Below are 18,712 nucleotides of genomic sequence, written 5' to 3' on the forward strand. Positions count from 1 at the left end.
CTTAAAGTTTTCTTAAACGAAAACTAAAACAAAAAAGGAGGAATGACAATAATGAGTATCGGAATCATTATTGCGAGCCACGGCGAATTTGCTGCGGGTATTCATCAGTCAGGATCTATGATCTTTGGTGAACAAGAAAAGGTTCAAGTTGTAACCTTTATGCCAAATGAAGGTCCTGATGATCTATACGCTAAGTTTAATAACGCTGTTGCTGCATTTGACGCAGAAGATGAGGTTCTAGTTTTGGCTGACCTTTGGAGTGGATCTCCATTTAACCAAGCTAGTCGCGTGATGGGAGAAAATCCTGAGCGTAAGTTTGCCATCATCACAGGACTTAACTTACCGATGTTAATCCAAGCCTATACAGAGCGCCTCATGGACGCTACAGCAGGTGTGGAAAAAGTCGCTGCGAATATTATCAAAGAAGCCAAAGATGGCATCAAAGCTCTTCCAGAAGAGTTAAATCCAGTTGAAGAAGTTGCAAGTGCTGCAGCTGCTCCAGTTGCCCAAGCTGCTATACCAGAAGGCACTGTTATCGGAGATGGAAAACTCAAGATTAACCTTGCCCGTCTAGACACTCGTTTACTTCACGGTCAGGTTGCAACTGCTTGGACTCCAGATTCAAAAGCAGACCGTATTATTGTTGCTTCAGATAACGTTGCCAACGACGACCTTCGTAAAGAATTGATTAAACAAGCGGCTCCAAATAATGTCAGAGCCAATGTGGTTCCAATTCAAAAATTGATCGAGGTTTCAAAAGACCCACGCTTTGGAGAAACACATGCCCTTATCTTGTTTGAAACACCTCAAGATGCCCTTCGTGCAATCGAAGGTGGCGTGCCAATCAAGACCCTTAACGTAGGATCAATGGCTCACTCAACAGGTAAAACAATGGTCAACAACGTTTTGTCTATGGACAAAGATGACGTTGCTACATTTGAAAAAATGCGTGACCTCGGTGTTGAATTTGACGTACGTAAAGTACCAAACGACACCAAAAAAGATTTGTTTGACTTGATTAACAAAGCCAACGTTCAATAATAGACATTAAACTATAGAAGAATTCTAAGAAAATTTTTCACTTTATTATCATTAAATAGAAAAGGAATAAAACCATGTCAGATATTTCAATTATTTCTGCTGTCTTGGTTGTAGTTGTTGCCTTCCTTGCAGGTCTTGAAGGTATCCTCGACCAATTCCAATTCCATCAACCAATCGTCGCATGTACACTTATCGGACTTGCAACTGGTAACCTCGAAGCAGGTGTTATGCTTGGTGGATCACTTCAAATGATTGCCCTTGGTTGGGCAAACATCGGAGCTGCCGTAGCTCCTGACGCTGCTCTTGCATCTGTTGCCGCAGCAATCATCTTGATCAAAGGTGGTAACTTTACTACTGAAGGTATCGCCGTTGCAACAGCAACAGCTATCCCTCTTGCCGTAGCTGGACTTTTCTTGACAATGATTGTTCGTACAATCTCAGTTGGTTTGGTTCACACTGCAGATGCTGCTGCTAAAGAAGGAAATATTGCGGCTGTTGAACGTGCTCACTTTATCGCACTTCTTCTTCAAGGTCTTCGTATTGCGATCCCTGCAGCCTTCCTTATCGCTATCCCAGCTTCTGCCGTTCAAGATGCTCTTAAATTGATGCCAGACTGGTTGAACGGTGGTATGGCTGTCGGTGGTGCTATGGTCGTTGCCGTTGGTTACGCTATGGTTATCAACATGATGGCAACTCGTGAAGTATGGCCATTCTTCGCAATCGGTTTTGCTTTTGCTGCCATTTCTCAATTGACTTTGATTGCCCTTGGTGTAGTCGGTGTTGCCCTTGCCTTCATCTACCTTAACCTTTCAAAACAAGGTGGTAACGGTGGCGGCGGAGCTGCGACTTCTAACGACCCAATCGGTGATATCCTAGAAGACTACTAGAAAGGGGAACAATCATGACCGAAAAACTTCAATTATCAAAATCAGATCGTAAAAAAGTTTGGTGGCGTTCACAATTCCTTCAAGGTTCTTGGAACTACGAGCGTATGCAAAACTTGGGTTGGGCTTACTCATTAATCCCAGCTATCAAAAAATTGTACACTACTAAAGAAGACCAAGCTGCTGCTCTTGAGCGCCACCTTGAGTTCTTCAACACACACCCATACGTAGCTGCTCCAATCATGGGGGTTACTCTTGCACTTGAAGAAGAACGTGCGAACGGTGTTGAAATCGACGACGCTGCTATCCAAGGGGTTAAAATCGGTATGATGGGACCTCTTGCTGGTATCGGTGACCCAGTATTCTGGTTTACAGTTCGTCCTATCCTTGGAGCTCTTGGTGCATCACTTGCTGCATCTGGTAACTTGGTTGGTCCACTTCTCTTCTTCTTCGGATGGAATGCGATCCGTATGGCCTTCCTATGGTACACACAAGAGTTTGGTTACAAAGCTGGATCTGAAATCACTAAAGACATGTCTGGTGGTATCTTGAAAGACATCACTAAAGGTGCTTCTATCCTTGGTATGTTCATCCTTGCCGTTCTTGTACAACGTTGGGTATCGATTAACTTCACTGTTAACCTTCCAGGTAAACAACTGGCTGAAGGTGCCTACATCAACTTCCCAGAAGGACCTGTATCAGGTGCTGAATTGAAAGGTATCCTTGGTCAAGCACTTGGTGGATTGAGCTTAGACAAGATTCAACCACAAACCCTTCAAGGTCAGTTGAACTCATTGATTCCAGGATTGATGGGACTTCTCCTTACTTTCCTTTGCATGTGGTTGCTTAAGAAAAAAGTATCACCTATCTCAATCATCCTTGCACTCTTTGCAGTAGGTATCGCAGCTCGTTTCTTCGGTATCATGTAATCAAGAAATTCAAAAGGAACCAGGTTCTAAACCTGATTCCTTTTTTCTATGCTTTTATTTTGCCAAGGCTCCCATTGGATCCCATGGTGCAAGTACAATTGGTTCTGCTTCATAGGCAGCTTGTTCTTCGGCTGTCAGCAATTCTTTGCGAACAACGATTTGGTAAGTATATTCGTCCATCCAAGCGTCTGAGGCAACAAAGTAACCATCTGTACCGACCTTGTCTCCCCATGAGTTTTCAACCTTCCACTTGGTTGACTTCCCATTTTCGTCCAAATCAACACCTGTCAAGACCATAGCGTGAGTCATCAAGCTTTCGCTGTAATCCAAACGTCCAGCCTTGTCTTGAGTAAGTTGAATGTCCATGCTTGATTCAAAGTCATAAACATCTGTCGCAAGGATTCCAGCTTTACGGTTGCTGAGCTGACCGACATCTGAACCAAACCAAACAGTCTCACCTGTTTGCATTTGAGCAATCGCCAATTCTTTCAAGCGCTCCATCGGTACGTTGATGTAGCGAACTGCACGGCTACCAACTACATTTCCTAACATCTCAACTGTGTAAGATTTACCGTAAGGCTTGTCAGCAGTGGGAGCATTGATAACAGAAACGTAATCTTCTAGAGGAAGATTGACATATTTCTTGTAAAATTCTTGTGGCGTAATCCCCTTTTCGCTTTGGTAGTTATTATCTTTATCGCGATAAGCAAAGTCAAATTTACGTGGTGGAAGTCCTAAAGACATCGCAAGGAAATTAAAGATTTCTTGCAAGAGGTCTTCTTTCTTAGCTTGAACAGTCACTTGGTCTGCGCCAGAAGCAAGCAAGTCACGCAAGATTTGAGCATCTTGGCGAAGCAATTTGTTAAGGATTGCATTTAGCTCACGGCTGCTACTAGATGAAACAGACTCAGGATAAACTGACTTGGGCACGACACCGTATTTCTCAAAGAGAGAAACGACCATATCCCACTGACCACCGTCTTGTTGTGGAGTTTGAAGTAGGAATTTAACCTTACGGCTCGTCAAGTCTTGGTCTGCAGTCGCAATGACTTGCTCCAAGAACCAGTTTGATTTCTCATACTTGTCCCAGAAGAAGGTGTGGGCCTGTGATAACTCAAAATTTTCCAATTTATATTGTGAGATGAGCTTGTGGCGGAAGGTGTTGAGAGCTGCAAACATCCAGCAACGACCAGATGCTTTCTGGTTGGTTACCTTGTCCTTGGTCAAATCCAATGAGAAAACAGGTGTGTTGTCTACATGACTTTGGCGACGTTCTAGGGCTGCAAAAATTCCATTGTGGCTGGCAGCATTTTCAATTGCTTGGTATTTGACATTTGCTTCATAGTTGGCAAATAGTTTATCAGTAAATGATTCTTGAATCGCGTTCATAGATTCCTCCTTTTATTCTACAGTCTATTATAACGCTTTTCACAAAGGAAGCAACTGAAAAACATAAAAGGCAAGGATATTCTTCCTCACCTTTTTCTAACATAAACCCAATTAAGCAATACTCGCAAGGAGAACTTCTAACTCTTCCTTGGTCAAGCGACGCCATTCTCCTCGTTGCAAGTTCTCATCCAAGACTAAAGTTCCCATAGTCAAACGTTGCAAGTCTACTACTTCCTTGCCGCAATATGCAACCATTCGTTTGACCTGATGGAACTTCCCTTCTGCAATGGTCACACGAATTTGGCTTTGATTCTTTTCTTGATCTATGGACACAAGCTCCAGTATAGCAGGCTGACAAGTAAAGTCTTTAAGAGGAATTCCCTTGGCAAATATCTCCACGTCTTCTTGGGTCATAATTCCCTTGACTTGTGCCAGATAAGTCTTGTCCACATGATGCTTAGGCGAAAGAAGAGCATGGGCCAGCTGACCATCATTGGTCAAGAGTAAAAGACCATGCGTGTCAATATCCAAGCGTCCTACTGGGAAAACTTCCTTGCTCCGAGCAATATCATCCAGCAAGTCCAGAACGGTTCTGTGCTTAGGATCCTCAGTCGCTGAGATAACTCCTTTGGGCTTGTTCATCATGTAGTAGACAAACTCTTCATACTCCAACACTTGCCCATCAAAGCGAATCTCATCTATTTTTTCATCAATCTGCAATTTAGCTGATTTTTCTTTTTTACCATTTACAGTCACGCGCCCAGCCTTGAGCATGTTTTTGACCTCAGTCCGACTCCCCACAGCGCAGGCAACTAAAAATTTATCTAATCTCATAGAACTATTATATCACACTCAAAAGGAGGCGGGTACAATGACCAACCTCCTTTTCGTTTCATACTCTTCAAAAATCTCTTCAAACCGCATCAACGTCGCCTTGCCGTATAGATGTTACTGACTTCGTCAGTTCTATCTACAACCGCAAAGCAGTGCTTTGAGCAGCCTGCGGCTAGTTTCCTAGTTTGCTCTTTGATTTTCACTGAGTATCAGATTTAAGAAATTAACTTCCTCGTCTCCAGAAAATCGCTAAGACAATCATGGAACCTAGTACTGCCGGAATAATGGCAGTTCCTGCTATTATCGGTCCCCAAGTCCCAAAAAGTAAATGGCCTATAAAGGCACCAATCCAGCCTAGAAACATTTTTCCAAAACATCCCATTCGTTCTCCACGATTGGTCAGAGTACCTGCTAAAAATCCCACTAGGAGACCAACGAACATACTTCCTAACATATTATCTCCTTAATTTGTCCAATCTCCGTTACGGAAGAGTGGTACACGTGTCCCATCCTCACGGATACCATCGATATCCATTTGGCTAGAACCAATCATAAAGTCTACGTGAACATCTGAACGGTTAAGCCCCGCAGCTTCAAGCTCCTCTTCGCTCATCTCCGCTCCACCAACAACGCTAGTTGCATAGGCTGCACCAATAGCCAAGTGATTTGACGCATTCTCATCGAAAAGGGTATTAAAGAAGGTAATGCCTGACTGAGAAATTGGGCTTGGATCTGGTACCAAGGCACATTCACCCAAGGCACGCGCACCCGCATTTTCAAAGACAAGGTCTTTCATGACCTGATCACCCTTCTCAGCTGAAATATCCACGATTTGTCCATCCTTGAAGGTTACTTTAATTCCTTCGATGATATTTCCATTATAGCTAAGCGGTTTTGTAGAAGTGACATAACCATCTGCACGACGGAAGTCAGGTGCTGTGAAGACTTCTTCTGTCGGCATATTTGGCAAGAATCCTTCACCCTGTGCATTGATAGCACCAGCTGATTCCCAAACATGGTTTTTCGGCAAACCAAGTGTCAAATCTGTTCCTGGCGCTGTGTAGTGAAGGGCTGAAAATTGTTCTTTATTAAGCATATCTGCCTTACTCTTGAGTATAGCTGCATGCTCTTCCCAAGCCTTAACAGGATCTGCTTCGTAGACACGGCAAGTTTTGAAGATTTGATCCCAAAGGAGATCGACTGCTTCTTCGTCGCTCGCAGCATTTGGAAAGACTTTCTTAGCCCACTCAAGTCCAGCAGCGGCTGCTACAGTCCAGCTAACCTTGTTGGATTGAGTTGCGATACGCATTGGCTTCATGGCAAGTCCCATAGCTTTAGCAGAAGCTGAAAGCTTATCAGCATCCACTCCGTTCAAGGCACCTGGATCAGATGAACGAACCCCAAGACGGCTAGCTTTGTTCTCTAAAAGATAGTTCATCTCAGCAATCTTGTATTCTGGCACATTGTCCAAACGCTCCATCGGCGCATGGAGGAATTTCTCACGGTTAATGACATCATCTGTCCACTGAACGATAACCTCGTGCGCACCCAAGACATAAGCTTCTTTGACGATTAAGTGAGCCAACTCACGTTGCTCCACATCGATAGAGAGAGCCAAAGTGTGACCAGGTTGCACATTAATTCCGTTCGCAACCAACAATTTCGCATATTTTTCTAGATTTTCTTTAAAATTTGGTAAAACCATTCTATTCTTCCTTTTCTTTTTGTTTATTTTTCTTTCAAAGCAGAGAATAATCCTGCTAGTGCAATAGCACCTGACAAGAGTGCTGTCGATAGAAGAATCGTCTGATCAGCAAGTTCTAATTGATATTCAAATACCTTCTCAGCCGGCTTGTCTTCCGCAAAAATTCTTAGTTTCATCTTTTTTCCTCCAAGACCTTAAAACAACTCATCAAACAAACTCAACTGATTATCCTCTGGCATATTTCCAAGAATACCCATTTCATCCATCTTTTCAACCAAGGTTGATGAGAGTCCGCCACGTTTGCGTAGCTCTGTTTTAGACAGGAATTCTCCCTCTTCACGCGCTCGCACCAACTGCTTAGCAACGTTCTCTCCCAGACCATCCATTGCTACAAATGGCGGAATGAGGGTATCCCCATCGATAAGGAACTCTGTCGCCTGACTACGATAGAGATCGAGTTTTCCAAACTTGAAACCACGCTCCCACATCTCATTGACAATCTCAAGAGTTGTATAGAGATCGATTTCCACATTAGAAGCCTCATTGTTCTTCCGTTTTTCAGAGATTTCTTCCATTCTGCGTTTGATGGCATCCAAGCCCGCACCCATGGTCTTGATATCAAAAGCCTTAGCACGGATGGAGAAGTAAGCACAGTAATAATAAATGGGATGGTGAACCTTGAAGTAAGCTACACGCAAGGCCATCATAACGTAGGCTGCCGCATGGGCTTTAGGGAACATGTACTTAATTTTCCCACAGGACTCGATATACCACTCTGGTACCTTATTGGCCTTCATAGCTTCGATATAGCCATTTCTCTCTTCTTCAGAAATCTTGAGCCACAAGCCCTTACGTACCCGTTCCATGATGGTAAAGGCCATCTTAGGTTCTAGACCCGCGTGCATGAGGTAAACCATGATGTCGTCCCGACAACCGATAACAGTCGATAAGTCAGCAATCCCTTGTTTAATCAAATCTTGGGCATTGCCCAACCAAACATCGGTACCGTGGGACAACCCTGACAACTGAAGCAATTCTGCAAAAGTCGTCGGATGGGTTTCATCGACCATCCCTCGGACAAAGTTGGTTCCAAACTCTGGAATCCCCAGCATGCCCGTAGGCGTTCCGATTTGCTCAGGTGTTACCCCTAGCACATCTGTCCCTGAAAAGAGGGCCATCACGCCTTCGTCATCCATAGGAATTTCATTAGGATCAATCCCAGACAAGTCTTGGAGTTTTCGAATCATAGTCGGATCATCATGTCCCAGTACATCGAGTTTGAGGACGTTCTCGTCGATATCATGGAAGTTAAAGTGAGTGGTCTGCCATTCAGCTGTCACGTCATCTGCTGGATACTGGACAGGCGTAAAATCATAGACATCCATGTAGTTAGGAATAACAACGATTCCCCCAGGGTGTTGTCCTGTTGTCCGCTTGACACCAGCAGCACCTTGGGCAAGACGTTCCACCTCTGCATCACGATAAAACTTGCCATAATCTCTCTCATAGCCCTTGACAAAACCATAGGCAGTCTTGGCAGCCACCGTACCAACCGTTCCTGCACGGAAGGCATATTCCTCACCAAAGATATCACGCACATCCAAGTGAGCACTAGGCTGATCTTCTCCCGAGAAGTTCAAGTCAATATCGGGAACCTTGTCCCCATCAAAACCAAGGAAGGTTTCAAACGGAATATCCTGTCCGTTTTTACTTAGTTTGTGACCACATTTAGGACAGTCCTTATTAGGCATATCAAATCCTGAACCATAAGAACCATCGGTGATAAACTCACTATACTGACACTGACCACAGACATAGTGAGGGGAGAGAGGATTAACCTCCGTAATCCCAATCATAGTCGCAACAAAACTAGATCCGACAGACCCACGAGAACCAACCAAGTAACCCCGTTCATTAGAACGTTGTACCAGCATCTGCGAGGCCAGATAAATCACGGCAAAGCCATTCCCCAGAATGGATGTTAATTCTTTTTCAATCCGCAAATCAACAATATCTGGCAGTGGATTTCCATAAATCTCAAAAGCTTTCTTATAGGTCAACTCAGCAACTGTTTCTTCAGCCTTGTCGATGAAAGGCGTGTACAAGTCACCCTTAACAACCTCAACGGGTTCAAAGATTTCTGCCAAGGCATTGGTGTTTTCAATGACCAATTTCCGAGCTAATTCCTCTCCTAAGAAGGCAAATTCATCCAACATCTCATTGGTTGTTCGAAAATGAGTCTTTGGAAGTGGTGCCGGTTGGGCATGTTCGCCATGACCAATAGTCCGGTTAATCATAGCCCCCTGCCCCAAACTACGGACGATAATTTCACGGTAAATCTCTTCTTCTGGTTCGATATAATGGACATTCCCCGTAGCAAGAACAGGCTTGCCAAGGCGGTCTCCCACCTCTATCAAACTTTTGATAATAGTCTGGAGTTCTTCCATATCCTTGACCTGCTCCTTGGCAATCAAGGGAGCATAGATAGCTGGTGGCATGACCTCAATAAAGTCATAATACTTGGCCACCTCAACCGCCGCATCCACGCCCTGGGAAACGACTGCATCAAAAACTTCACCTTCAGAGCAAGCTGAACCTAAAATCAAACCTTCCCGATGAGCATCTAGAACTGTTCTCGGAATCCGTGGCACTCCTTCAAAGTACTTGGTATTAGACAAGGAAACCAGCTTAAAGATATTTTTTAGCCCTACTTGATTCTTGACATAAATTGTCGCATGTTTAATCCGAGCTTTTTTATAAGAATCTGAACTAATCAAATCAATGTTGAGTCTAGCTAGATCGGTCACACCATGTTTTTCTGCTACTTCTTTGATAAAAATAAAGAGCAGACGACCAGTAGCTTCCGCATCGTAGTTGGCCATGTGGTGATGTTCTAAGGCCACACCAAAACGCTTGGTCAAAGGTCCCAAACCATGACGTTTGTACTCAGGATAGAGGTTTCTAGCAAACTCCAGCGTATCAATCACTGGCTGACTAATCTTTGGCAGACCATGACGCTCATAATTGGCATTCATAAAGCCAACGTCAAAGGTAGCATTATGGGCAACTAAGACTGTATCCTTGCAGAATTCTTGGAATTCTTGCAAAACTTGTTCCAGTGGCTTGGCATTTTTGACATGGTCATCTGTAATTCCAGTCAACTCAATAGTAAAAGCTGACAAGGGATGCCCAGGATTGATAAATTCATCAAATTCAGCAATGACATTCCCCTTGTACATCTTAGAGGCCGCAACCTGAATCAAGTCATTATAAATGGCTGATAGCCCCGTCGTTTCCACGTCAAAAACCACGTAGGTCGCTTCCGACAAGTCCTTCTCCACTTCGTTATAGACGATAGGAACACGGTCCTCCACGATATTGGCTTCCATACCATAGATCAGCTGGATTCCCGCTTTCTTAGCCGCCTTATAGCCGTGTGGGAAGGACTGAACATTTCCATGGTCCGTGATGGCAACCGCCTTGTGTCCCCACTTAGCAGCTGTCGCAACGATCTCTTCTACCTCTGGTAGTGCATCCATGGTCGACATATTAGTATGAGCATGAAACTCAACCCGCCGTTCTCCTTCTGGCATTAAATCCTTCCGCTCATAGTGAACAACTTCCTGCACATCCTGCACGTTCATAGTCAAATCTCGTGTGAAGTTATTCATCTCCACATTCCCACGCACTCGGAGCCAAGAATTTTTCTTAATTAGATCAAACTTCTGGGCCTCTTCCTCGTTCTTAACCCACTTTTGCATAGAAAAACTTGAAGTGTAGTCCGTCATTTTAAAGTTGATCAAAACACGCCCTGTTCTGGTCACTTTTTGCTCCACATCAAACACAACCCCTTCAAAAACCAGACGATTTTCCTCCGTCGACACTTCGATCATAGGAGTAATCTCTGCCTTATCTAGCTTGAGTTTAGCTGCAGCTTTTTTAGCTTGAAAATCAAAGGATGGTTTCTCTTCCGCTGGAGGAGGTGCCATCTGTTCTAGTTGTTCCATAGCACGGAGCGCTTCCTCGTTAGCAGCTTGAACAATCTGCTCATTTTCAGCATGAAAGGCCTCTTCCTGCTCTTGTGTCAGGACATCATTCTTCTCTACTTGACAATTAAAAGCTGGAAAACCAAACTTTTCAAGTTGTTTCGCTAAATTAGGAAGGTGATTTTTCTTAAAATGCTCCTTATCAATCGCCTCAGATCCTTCAATAAATAGCTGATTGCCCTCCGCACGAACTCGCAAATTCTGATAAAGGGACTTAAAACCTTGACTAGCACATGGCCCCTCAGAAAAAGCCTCCCTATAGTAGGACTGCAAGAGTTGATTTGAAAATTCTTGAGACAGAGCCTTGATTTCAAAAATTGCTTTATTACCTGTCTTAGAAAATTCTTCGCTCAAGCCTTTCTTCAATTCTAAAAAGATTTCAATCGGTAAAATATTAGAAAATACGAAATGAAACTCCCATACCTTACTAATTTTATGAAGCACAACTCGCTCAATATCGGCCTGTGCAAAAGCAGGATCCTGTCTCATTTCAGCAGGCATCCCCAATTGATTCATCAAAATTTCAAAACTATTTGACATTCATTTTCCTCACATTATTCTTCTACTATTTTACCATATTTAGAGGTATTTTCTAAAGACAAAAGGAAGCCACTTCAAGACAACAAAGAATTTTCTTATGTATATCCTTACTCCTCATTTAAGGATATTTACCTAGGGAAATTAAAAAATCTTCCAAACAGTACTCCCTCCCCAAAAAAGTTAGATGAATAATTTACCTAGTGAATTTAGTTCTGTTTTACACATAACGAAAACACCCCGAAAGTTAGTCGGAAAAAATCTAACTTTTGGGGTGCAATTGATTCTTTAGAAAACCTGAAAAGAAATCAGTCTTTAACTTCTGCTTTCTATCTTATGCTTGATAACGTTTCACGCCATCTAGGTAGGTTGCTACCAATTCTAAATCTTTATCTAGTACGATAAAGTCCGCGTCATAGCCTTCACGGATTTGGCCACAAACATCATCAATGTGAACAGATTTTGCTGGGTTGAAGCTAGCCATCATAACTGCTTCGTGTGGAGAGGCAATGTTCCAGTCGACAACATTTTTCAAACCGTCTTTGAGTTTGAGAATAGAACCCGCCAAGTTACCTGTCGATTTGAGGCGTGCAGTTCCATTTGCAACGACAACTGGGAATTCTCCCAACATGTAGTCGCCGTCTTCCAATCCACCCGCTGTCATACAGTCTGTGATAAGGGCAATATTTTCAGTTCCTTTTTGTTTGATAAGAATTTCGCAGGCTTTTGGATCTACGTGATGACCGTCACAGATCAACTCTGCATAGGTATGTGGCAATTGGTACATGGCTCCAACCATACCCAGTTCGCGGTGAGTTAACCCACGCATGCCATTGTAGGCGTGTACCCAAACACTCGCTCCAGCATCGACTGCTTTTTTAGCTTCATCAAAAGTCGCGTTTGAGTGCCCAAGAGCAACCGTCACACCTTCGCCCGTAACCGTACGAACAAAGTCTTCTACACCTTCACGTTCTGGCGCAAGGGCAATTTTATTAAGCAAGCCATTTGCTGCTTTTTGCCAAGTACGAAACTCATCCATGCGAGGATCTTTCATGTAGGCAGGGTTTTGAGCCCCCTTGTATTTCTCTGTGAAATAAGGCCCTTCGAAATAGATTCCACGAATCTTGGCTCCACTTGCTTCCTGGTAACGAGCACCAATATTTTCAGTTACCGCGAGCAATTGCTCATAAGATGATGTCAAAGTGGTTGGCAAGAAGCTCGTTACCCCCATGCTGAGGAGTCCTTCACTCATGGTATGAAGGGTTCCTTCGATATTATTATCCATAACATCTACACCGCCAAATCCATGAATGTGGGTATCTACAAGTCCTGGAGCAATGCTATAACCTGTATAGTCAATAATCTCCGCTCCCTCAGGAATCTGCTCGACATGTTTTCCAAACTTGCCATCCACAAGTTCCAAGTAACCACCACGACGAACTCCGTGTGGGTAGAAAAATTGATCCGCTTTAATATAGTTAGGCATAATGTTAACCTCCTTAAAAGATTGATTCCACAATTTATTATGTCAATTACATTATAAACCTTTCTTTTTTATTTGTAAATGGTATAGACCTATTTTCTAGAGATATTTTAAAAGAGCTGGATTTTTCCAACTCTTCTCTTTTAAATACAAGTTATTTTGATTTGACTGGCTTGTCTTGAGCTGTTTGCAAGGCTGTAGCAATGGTATCTGCATACAATTTTGCTCCTGCTTCAATTTTACTATTGTCACTTCCAAAATGGACTTGGTCTGTTCCTGTCCAGATTTCTGGATGCTCTTTAGCAACTTGGTTCCAATCTGCTATCGTGACGTAAGGAGTCTTCTCTGCCAATTCTCTCATATAGGCAGCCTCTTTCTCAACGATTGCATAGGTCTCTTTTGTCTTATCTCCTTCATAAGGAGTCACCAAAACCATATGGTGGCCCTTAGGAAGATTTTTCACGATGCTATCCCAATCTTCCTTGTAATTTTCAGGATTATTTACCCCAGTTGCAATAACCACCATCTTTGGTAGAAATTTATTCTGGCTATTATTTAGCATGATTTCATTGGCAGTCTTGGTTGTTCTGCTGACTTGTGCATTAATCTGTGCTCCAGGAAGGGCTGTCTGCAAAGCTGTATTAGCTCTTAGCGCTACCGAATCACCAATTAACATAGTGCCATCAGCAATTCCTAAACTATCAGCTTCTGCTCGTTCTGTCATCACCTTGGTCTGGCTAATATTTGTTGCAGCTTGCTTCAAGCCATTGACAGTTAAGTCTGTCTCAAAATCTCCCACTTGTGGTGCCAACAGAGTCACTAAGAAGACAATGAAGGCCAGGATTCCTGTACTTGCTGCAAGGATTGTGTGAATATGAGGCAGGGGACGAAGAGTTTGTAGAATAGGTGTGTCCTTTCCTGCAATCCAAGGTTCCAGTACATAAAATGATAGGCTGGCAAATCCATAAGAAAAAATCAAAGTTAATAACACAGCAAGAAGATTTGATGTCAACTGTGAGAAAATAATGTAGAAAGGCCAATGGAAAAGATAAACCGCATAGCTAGTATCCGCTAAAAAGCTGATCATCTTTGGCTCCTGCACGTTAGGAGTCTTTTCATGTAAGACACGCGCCGCCAAAATCATAGCAAGGGCTGCAAGACTGGCAAGCAAGAAGCCCATAAGATAGGCAAAGAGATAGGTAAATTTGACAAAGAAGGTCAAAATGAGTAAGAAGCCAAAACCTCCTCCAAAAACTAAAAGGGTCTTTCGTAAATCCCAGATTTTATTCAACTGCTTAACTAAAGAAGTTGTCTGACGAACACCTACAATCGTTGCTAAGATACTTCCCAAAAAGAATGGATAGACATGAGTTAAACTAGAGAAGTAAACAGAAGAATAAGAAGTTACTAGAAAACTACCAATAAACATGGAGAAGAAGCTGATCAAGAAGGCAGCAGCAGATAAGAGAAAGACCATCCCCTTCAACTGACCATTTGATTTAGCCTGTTTGGATAAGAACCAAACTGCCAATCCCCAGAGGATATAGTAGTGAACCTCAACAGCCAAGCTCCAATTATGAACAAACAAATGTGGAATGAACCGAGATTCATAACTCCCACCTGTTAGGAGCTCATAGAAGTTGGTCATGAAGCCTAAGACACCCGCAATCTGACCCCCAATTCCAGCCACATAATCTTGGCGAACTAGAAAAGTAAAGGGCATGGTTACCAAGACCATCAAAACCACAGGTGGCACAATCCGATAAAAGCGTCTCCTAAAAAATCCAACCAAATCAATTTCATGATTTTTAGAAAATTCTTCGATAAGTAGAGCTGTAATCAGGAAACCTGAAAATGTAAAAAAGACATCTACCCCGAAAAATCCTCCAGGAAAGATCGTCTGAAAGAAATGATACAAGAGTACCAAAAGTAAACCTGTAATCCTAATCAAGGAAAACCATTTAATGCGCATACGAGTTTATTCTCCCTTTCATTATACACTTTATTCTATCAAAAAAAGAAGAAAAATCCCAAGAGAAAACTTAGGATTTTTAGCTTATATCAATTCCAGTTTAAAAATTACGGCCTGACTTATTATAGCCATATTTTTCAACAAAATACTCACGGAATTCCAAGAGATTGTCATCCATGATGGCTTGTCGCACTTGCTTCATCAGGTTAAGCAAGAAGTAAAGATTGTGGTAGCTAGTCAAGCGGATACCGAAGGTTTCATCAGCCTTGAGCAGGTGACGAAGATAAGCGCGTGTATAGTTCTTACATGTGTAACAATCACACTCAGGATCCAGTGGCGTAAAGTCCTCAGCAAACTGAGCATTTTTGACAACCAAACGACCTTGACTGGTCATACAAGTTCCGTTACGAGCGATACGAGTCGGCAAGACACAGTCAAACATATCTACACCACGAATCACCCCATCAATCAAGCTATCTGGCGCTCCCACACCCATCAAATAGCGAGGTTTATTTTCAGGCAGCAGTTGAGTTGTAAAGTCCAAGACCGCATTCATTTCTTCGTGGGTTTCTCCCACTGCTAAGCCACCGATAGAGTAGCCTGGGAAATCCATGCTGACAAGGTCGTGAGCTGATTGGCGACGCAAGTCTTCAAATCCTGCACCCTGCACAATTCCAAACAAACCTTGGTCATGTGGACGACGGTGAGCCTTCAAACCACGCTCAGCCCAACGACTGGTACGCTCGATTGATTTCTTAACGTAGTCGTATGGTTGATAAAACTGAGGACATTCGTCAAAGGACATCATGATGTCTGAACCCAGATTATTTTGGATAGAGATGGCCTTTTCTGGAGACAGGAACATCTTAGAACCATTGAGATGGTTTTTAAAGGTTACCCCTTCTTCTGTGATATTTCGGCTATCTGCTAGAGAATAAACCTGGAAACCACCACTATCTGTCAAGATGGGCTGGTCCCAATTCATGAACTTGTGGAGACCACCTGCGCGTGCGATGAGTTCATCTCCAGGGCGGAGCCAGAGATGATAAGTGTTTGATAGGATAATTCCCGACCCCATCTCCTTCAATTCTTCAGGCGACTGAGTTTTGACAGTGGCTTGTGTTCCAACTGGCATAAACATAGGTGTTGGGAAGGTCCCGTGTGGGGTAATAATTTCCCCTAGACGTGCTCCTGTGTGTTTTTCTTTCTTAATCAAACGGTATTTGATTGGTGAATCTGACATTTTCTACCTCCGAAGCTGGGAAAAACAGTCCCAGTTCATACTTTGTGCCCAAGGGCATACTGTATGATTTTATCAAAAAAAGCTTGAACTGTCACGAACTATGGTATAATGAGAGAATGAAATACCCAAAAATTGATTTAAAAATCGTTCGTCTGCAAGCCAGACAATTTCAGGCTGAAAATCCCCGCCTCTTTCTCGTCTATCTCTTACCTAGCATGCTGGTCATTTTGTCTGGCTTCCTCAATCCCTTAGAGCGCATCAACGAGAGTGTTTTAGAACAACCCTTTTTAAGCGTACTTAGTCATGTATTCCAAGCCTACCTTTTTCCACTATTAGTCTCCTTTATTGGAACAATACTTCTAACCAGTTCCGTCTATACAACGCTGAAACTCATCAAGAATCCCGATACAGAACTATCCATCAAAAATAGTCTCACTCTCTTTAATGAAGAGCACTTTTCACAAACCTTTTTGACTCTCCTTCTCAAACGCTTCTATCTCTTTTTATGGAGCATTCCTAGTTTGCTTGGGATTTACTTCCTCTTTTACAGTAGCTTTCTAGCAAAGAAATTCGTTGAAATCCATCCTGAATTTCCTAATCTGGATCTCTCGTCAATTGAAACCGAGCGTTTCCTCTTGACCTTTGGTCTTTACTTTCTAGCAAGTATCCTCTTGATGATTGTCGGAAATAGTCTCTATATTCCACAATACTATGCCTATTCGCAGGTAGAATTTCTCCTCTGTGATACTCTAGACTTAGGACAAGCCAAACCAGGACAAATCCTAAAAACCAGCCGTTTCTTAATGAAAGGTTACAAATTTCAGCGCTTTATTCTAGACCTACAACTCCTTCCTTGGTACTTCCTCAATTGGATTACTTTTGGGATTGCTAGTTTCTCACTCCTACCCTACATTCAAATTAATAAAATGATTTTTTACCGAGCAGTACTGGCTCGAAAACGTCCAAAAGCTTGAAGGTTTTTCCCTCAAGCTTTTTTCTATCAATGAGTTTCTCCACCTACCAACTTGAGGTCCTCATCTCCATGTTCGATAATGGCTCCGATTGCCGCTTCTATCCCTCGCCTAATATCCACTAAACTCATAGCTGGAGTGGTCGGTCGATTCACCACCTGTTCCATCATATAAGGAATGTGCATAAAACCTGCCTTGACATGGGGAAATTTCTTTTCTGCCAAATAGAGGGCCTGATACATCAAATGATTGCAGACAAAAGTCCCTGCCGTATTGGAAACAGAGGCCGGCAAGCCCTCTTTTTTTATAGCTTGAACCATCGCTTTAATCGGCAAACTACTAAAGTAAGCTGAAGCACCATCCACTCGAATGGGAAGGTCAATCGGCCGATTACCTTCGTTATCAGGAATGCGTGCATCGTCTTGATTAATGGCTACTCGCTCAGGTGTCAAGCTGGTTCTTCCACCTGCTTGGCCGATACAAAGGACAAAGTCAGGTTGATAACGACTTATCTCTTCTTCCAATACTTGGGCCGATTTGTGAAAGACTGTCGGCACTTCTAGCCAACGGACCTCAGCGCCATGGATTTCAGCTGGTAAACCTTTAATGGCCTCCAAAGCTGGATTGACCTTTTCCCCTCCAAAGGGCTCAAAACCTGTCACTAATACTTTCATTTCTAACTCCTCAAAACAAATTCAATAAAACTTTTTTCTTAAAGACAAGTATAACATATTTCCCTTATTCTGGAGTGAAAAGGATTAGTGAGATTAGAATCGACCTTCAAATTTATTTAAAGAGGAAAATACTAATCAAGGCCAAAATAGCTGGTCCACCTTGCTTCAAAATAATTTTCTTATCTGCTGTAAGAGAACCATAAGCCGCAACCCCAATCACAAATAAGACAAAAATAGTCACAATTTCTAAATTCTGTGAGAAATAAATCCCATACAAGAGAAAGATACCTAGCGAAGCGTTGTAAATCCCTTGATTTTTAAACAATGAACTTACTGACGGACGAGCTAGTTCTTCCTTTTCCATGTTAAAGACTCGACTGGTCGCATCTGATTGCGTTGCAATACTTTCCAAATAAAAAATGTAAAAATGCTCCAAAGCAACAATCGTTGCTAAAATGATTGTAATAATTGACATCTATTTCTCCTTAAATTTCTATATTTTCAATACCCAAAACCAATTTATTTAATAAGCGGCTGAGTTCTGTTTTTTCAGATTCTGTTAAGATACTTTCCATCTCTTCCTTAACCTTGATATGCTTCAGAGGAGGATTCACCACTAACTGCTCCTTGGCATACTTCGTAGCCTCTACCAACACTTCCCGCTGATTTTCAGGATTACGATGACGCTCCACCAAACCTTCCTTTTCCAGAATCTTGAAATGTCGTGTCAAGGCGGCCTGATTAATCTTCAAACGCTCCTGAACCGCTATTTGGTTACAAGGGGAATGCTTCAGCAAAAACAGTAAAATCTGATACCGTGTCAAACTAATCCCAAGTCTTTTTTCAAACAATTGCGTACTCGCTTGCTCAGACAAGCGGAGTTGATAAAGCAGATCTTGAATCTCTATCATTTCTTCTTCCTTTTTATTGATTTATCAACAGTTGACTAATCAAGTATAATGCAAAGTAAAATAGATTGCAAGAATTATGCTTAAGGCATTGTA

At 42.6% G+C, this 18,712-nt stretch carries 16 protein-coding genes; 4 read left to right on the forward strand and 12 right to left on the reverse strand.

Annotated elements, in window-relative coordinates:
- Positions 1 to 51: 51 nt before the first annotated feature.
- The 3 genes from D8849_RS07635 to D8849_RS07645 all read left to right on the forward strand — a co-directional run bounded on the left by D8849_RS07635 (position 52) and on the right by D8849_RS07645 (position 2,854).
- Positions 52 to 1,041, forward strand: coding sequence for a PTS sugar transporter subunit IIB (locus D8849_RS07635; protein ID WP_042749983.1), 990 nt, complete (start codon positions 52 to 54; stop codon positions 1,039 to 1,041).
- Positions 1,042 to 1,115: 74 nt separating this feature from the next.
- Positions 1,116 to 1,928: a PTS mannose/fructose/sorbose transporter subunit IIC gene (locus tag D8849_RS07640; RefSeq protein WP_001280328.1), complete on the forward strand. Its 813-nt coding sequence runs from the start codon at positions 1,116 to 1,118 to the stop codon at positions 1,926 to 1,928.
- Between the two features lie 14 nt (positions 1,929 to 1,942).
- The gene (locus D8849_RS07645) at positions 1,943 to 2,854 is read left to right on the forward strand and encodes a PTS system mannose/fructose/sorbose family transporter subunit IID (RefSeq protein WP_000136858.1); all 912 of its coding nucleotides are present in this window, start codon (positions 1,943 to 1,945) and stop codon (positions 2,852 to 2,854) included.
- Between the two features lie 54 nt (positions 2,855 to 2,908).
- Here D8849_RS07645 and pepC read toward each other — a convergent pair whose 3' ends face one another.
- The 9 genes from pepC to tgt form a co-directional block, all read right to left on the reverse strand.
- The gene (pepC, locus tag D8849_RS07650; protein WP_125386670.1) at positions 2,909 to 4,243 is read right to left on the reverse strand and encodes an aminopeptidase C; all 1,335 of its coding nucleotides are present in this window, start codon (positions 4,241 to 4,243) and stop codon (positions 2,909 to 2,911) included.
- 111 nt (positions 4,244 to 4,354) lie between these two features.
- Positions 4,355 to 5,077, reverse strand: coding sequence for a pseudouridine synthase (locus D8849_RS07660; RefSeq protein ID WP_125386672.1), 723 nt, complete (start codon positions 5,075 to 5,077; stop codon positions 4,355 to 4,357).
- Between the two features lie 223 nt (positions 5,078 to 5,300).
- Positions 5,301 to 5,531: a GlsB/YeaQ/YmgE family stress response membrane protein gene (locus tag D8849_RS07670; RefSeq protein ID WP_000901572.1), complete on the reverse strand. Its 231-nt coding sequence runs from the start codon at positions 5,529 to 5,531 to the stop codon at positions 5,301 to 5,303.
- A 9-nt stretch (positions 5,532 to 5,540) separates the two neighbouring features.
- A complete protein-coding gene (locus D8849_RS07675) occupies positions 5,541 to 6,782 on the reverse strand; it encodes an aminopeptidase (protein WP_125386673.1) in 1,242 nt (413 codons plus the stop codon).
- Between the two features lie 23 nt (positions 6,783 to 6,805).
- Positions 6,806 to 6,958 (reverse strand): hypothetical protein, encoded by a 153-nt coding sequence (locus tag D8849_RS07680; protein ID WP_000776626.1) that lies wholly within the window; start codon positions 6,956 to 6,958, stop codon positions 6,806 to 6,808.
- An 18-nt stretch (positions 6,959 to 6,976) separates the two neighbouring features.
- Positions 6,977 to 11,368, reverse strand: a complete 4,392-nt coding sequence (locus D8849_RS07685; RefSeq protein ID WP_125386674.1) for a PolC-type DNA polymerase III — start codon at positions 11,366 to 11,368, stop codon at positions 6,977 to 6,979.
- Positions 11,369 to 11,699: 331 nt separating this feature from the next.
- A complete protein-coding gene (gene nagA / locus D8849_RS07690; protein WP_049551644.1) occupies positions 11,700 to 12,851 on the reverse strand; it encodes an N-acetylglucosamine-6-phosphate deacetylase in 1,152 nt (383 codons plus the stop codon).
- 151 nt (positions 12,852 to 13,002) lie between these two features.
- A complete protein-coding gene (locus D8849_RS07695) occupies positions 13,003 to 14,820 on the reverse strand; it encodes an acyltransferase family protein (protein WP_125386675.1) in 1,818 nt (605 codons plus the stop codon).
- A 100-nt stretch (positions 14,821 to 14,920) separates the two neighbouring features.
- The gene (tgt, locus tag D8849_RS07700) at positions 14,921 to 16,063 is read right to left on the reverse strand and encodes a tRNA guanosine(34) transglycosylase Tgt (RefSeq protein WP_001285237.1); all 1,143 of its coding nucleotides are present in this window, start codon (positions 16,061 to 16,063) and stop codon (positions 14,921 to 14,923) included.
- 116 nt (positions 16,064 to 16,179) lie between these two features.
- Between tgt and D8849_RS07705 the strand changes: the two genes are divergently transcribed.
- Entirely contained in the window at positions 16,180 to 17,037 is an 858-nt protein-coding gene (locus D8849_RS07705; protein ID WP_125386676.1) for a DUF975 family protein, read from the forward strand.
- A 26-nt stretch (positions 17,038 to 17,063) separates the two neighbouring features.
- Here the strand turns inward: D8849_RS07705 and pcp are convergent, their stop codons facing one another.
- From pcp to D8849_RS07720, 3 genes are all read right to left on the reverse strand, one after another.
- Entirely contained in the window at positions 17,064 to 17,708 is a 645-nt protein-coding gene (gene pcp / locus D8849_RS07710) for a pyroglutamyl-peptidase I (RefSeq protein WP_125386677.1), read from the reverse strand.
- A gap of 112 nt (positions 17,709 to 17,820) precedes the next feature.
- On the reverse strand, positions 17,821 to 18,183 hold the full coding sequence (locus tag D8849_RS07715; RefSeq protein WP_125386678.1) for a DUF1304 domain-containing protein: 363 nt from the start codon (positions 18,181 to 18,183) through the stop codon (positions 17,821 to 17,823).
- A gap of 10 nt (positions 18,184 to 18,193) precedes the next feature.
- Positions 18,194 to 18,619, reverse strand: a complete 426-nt coding sequence (locus D8849_RS07720) for a MarR family winged helix-turn-helix transcriptional regulator (protein ID WP_185756227.1) — start codon at positions 18,617 to 18,619, stop codon at positions 18,194 to 18,196.
- Positions 18,620 to 18,712: the final 93 nt, after the last annotated feature.

Origin of the sequence: Streptococcus mitis (genome assembly GCF_003942765.1) — a bacterium.
Classification (GTDB): domain Bacteria; phylum Bacillota; class Bacilli; order Lactobacillales; family Streptococcaceae; genus Streptococcus; species Streptococcus mitis_BE.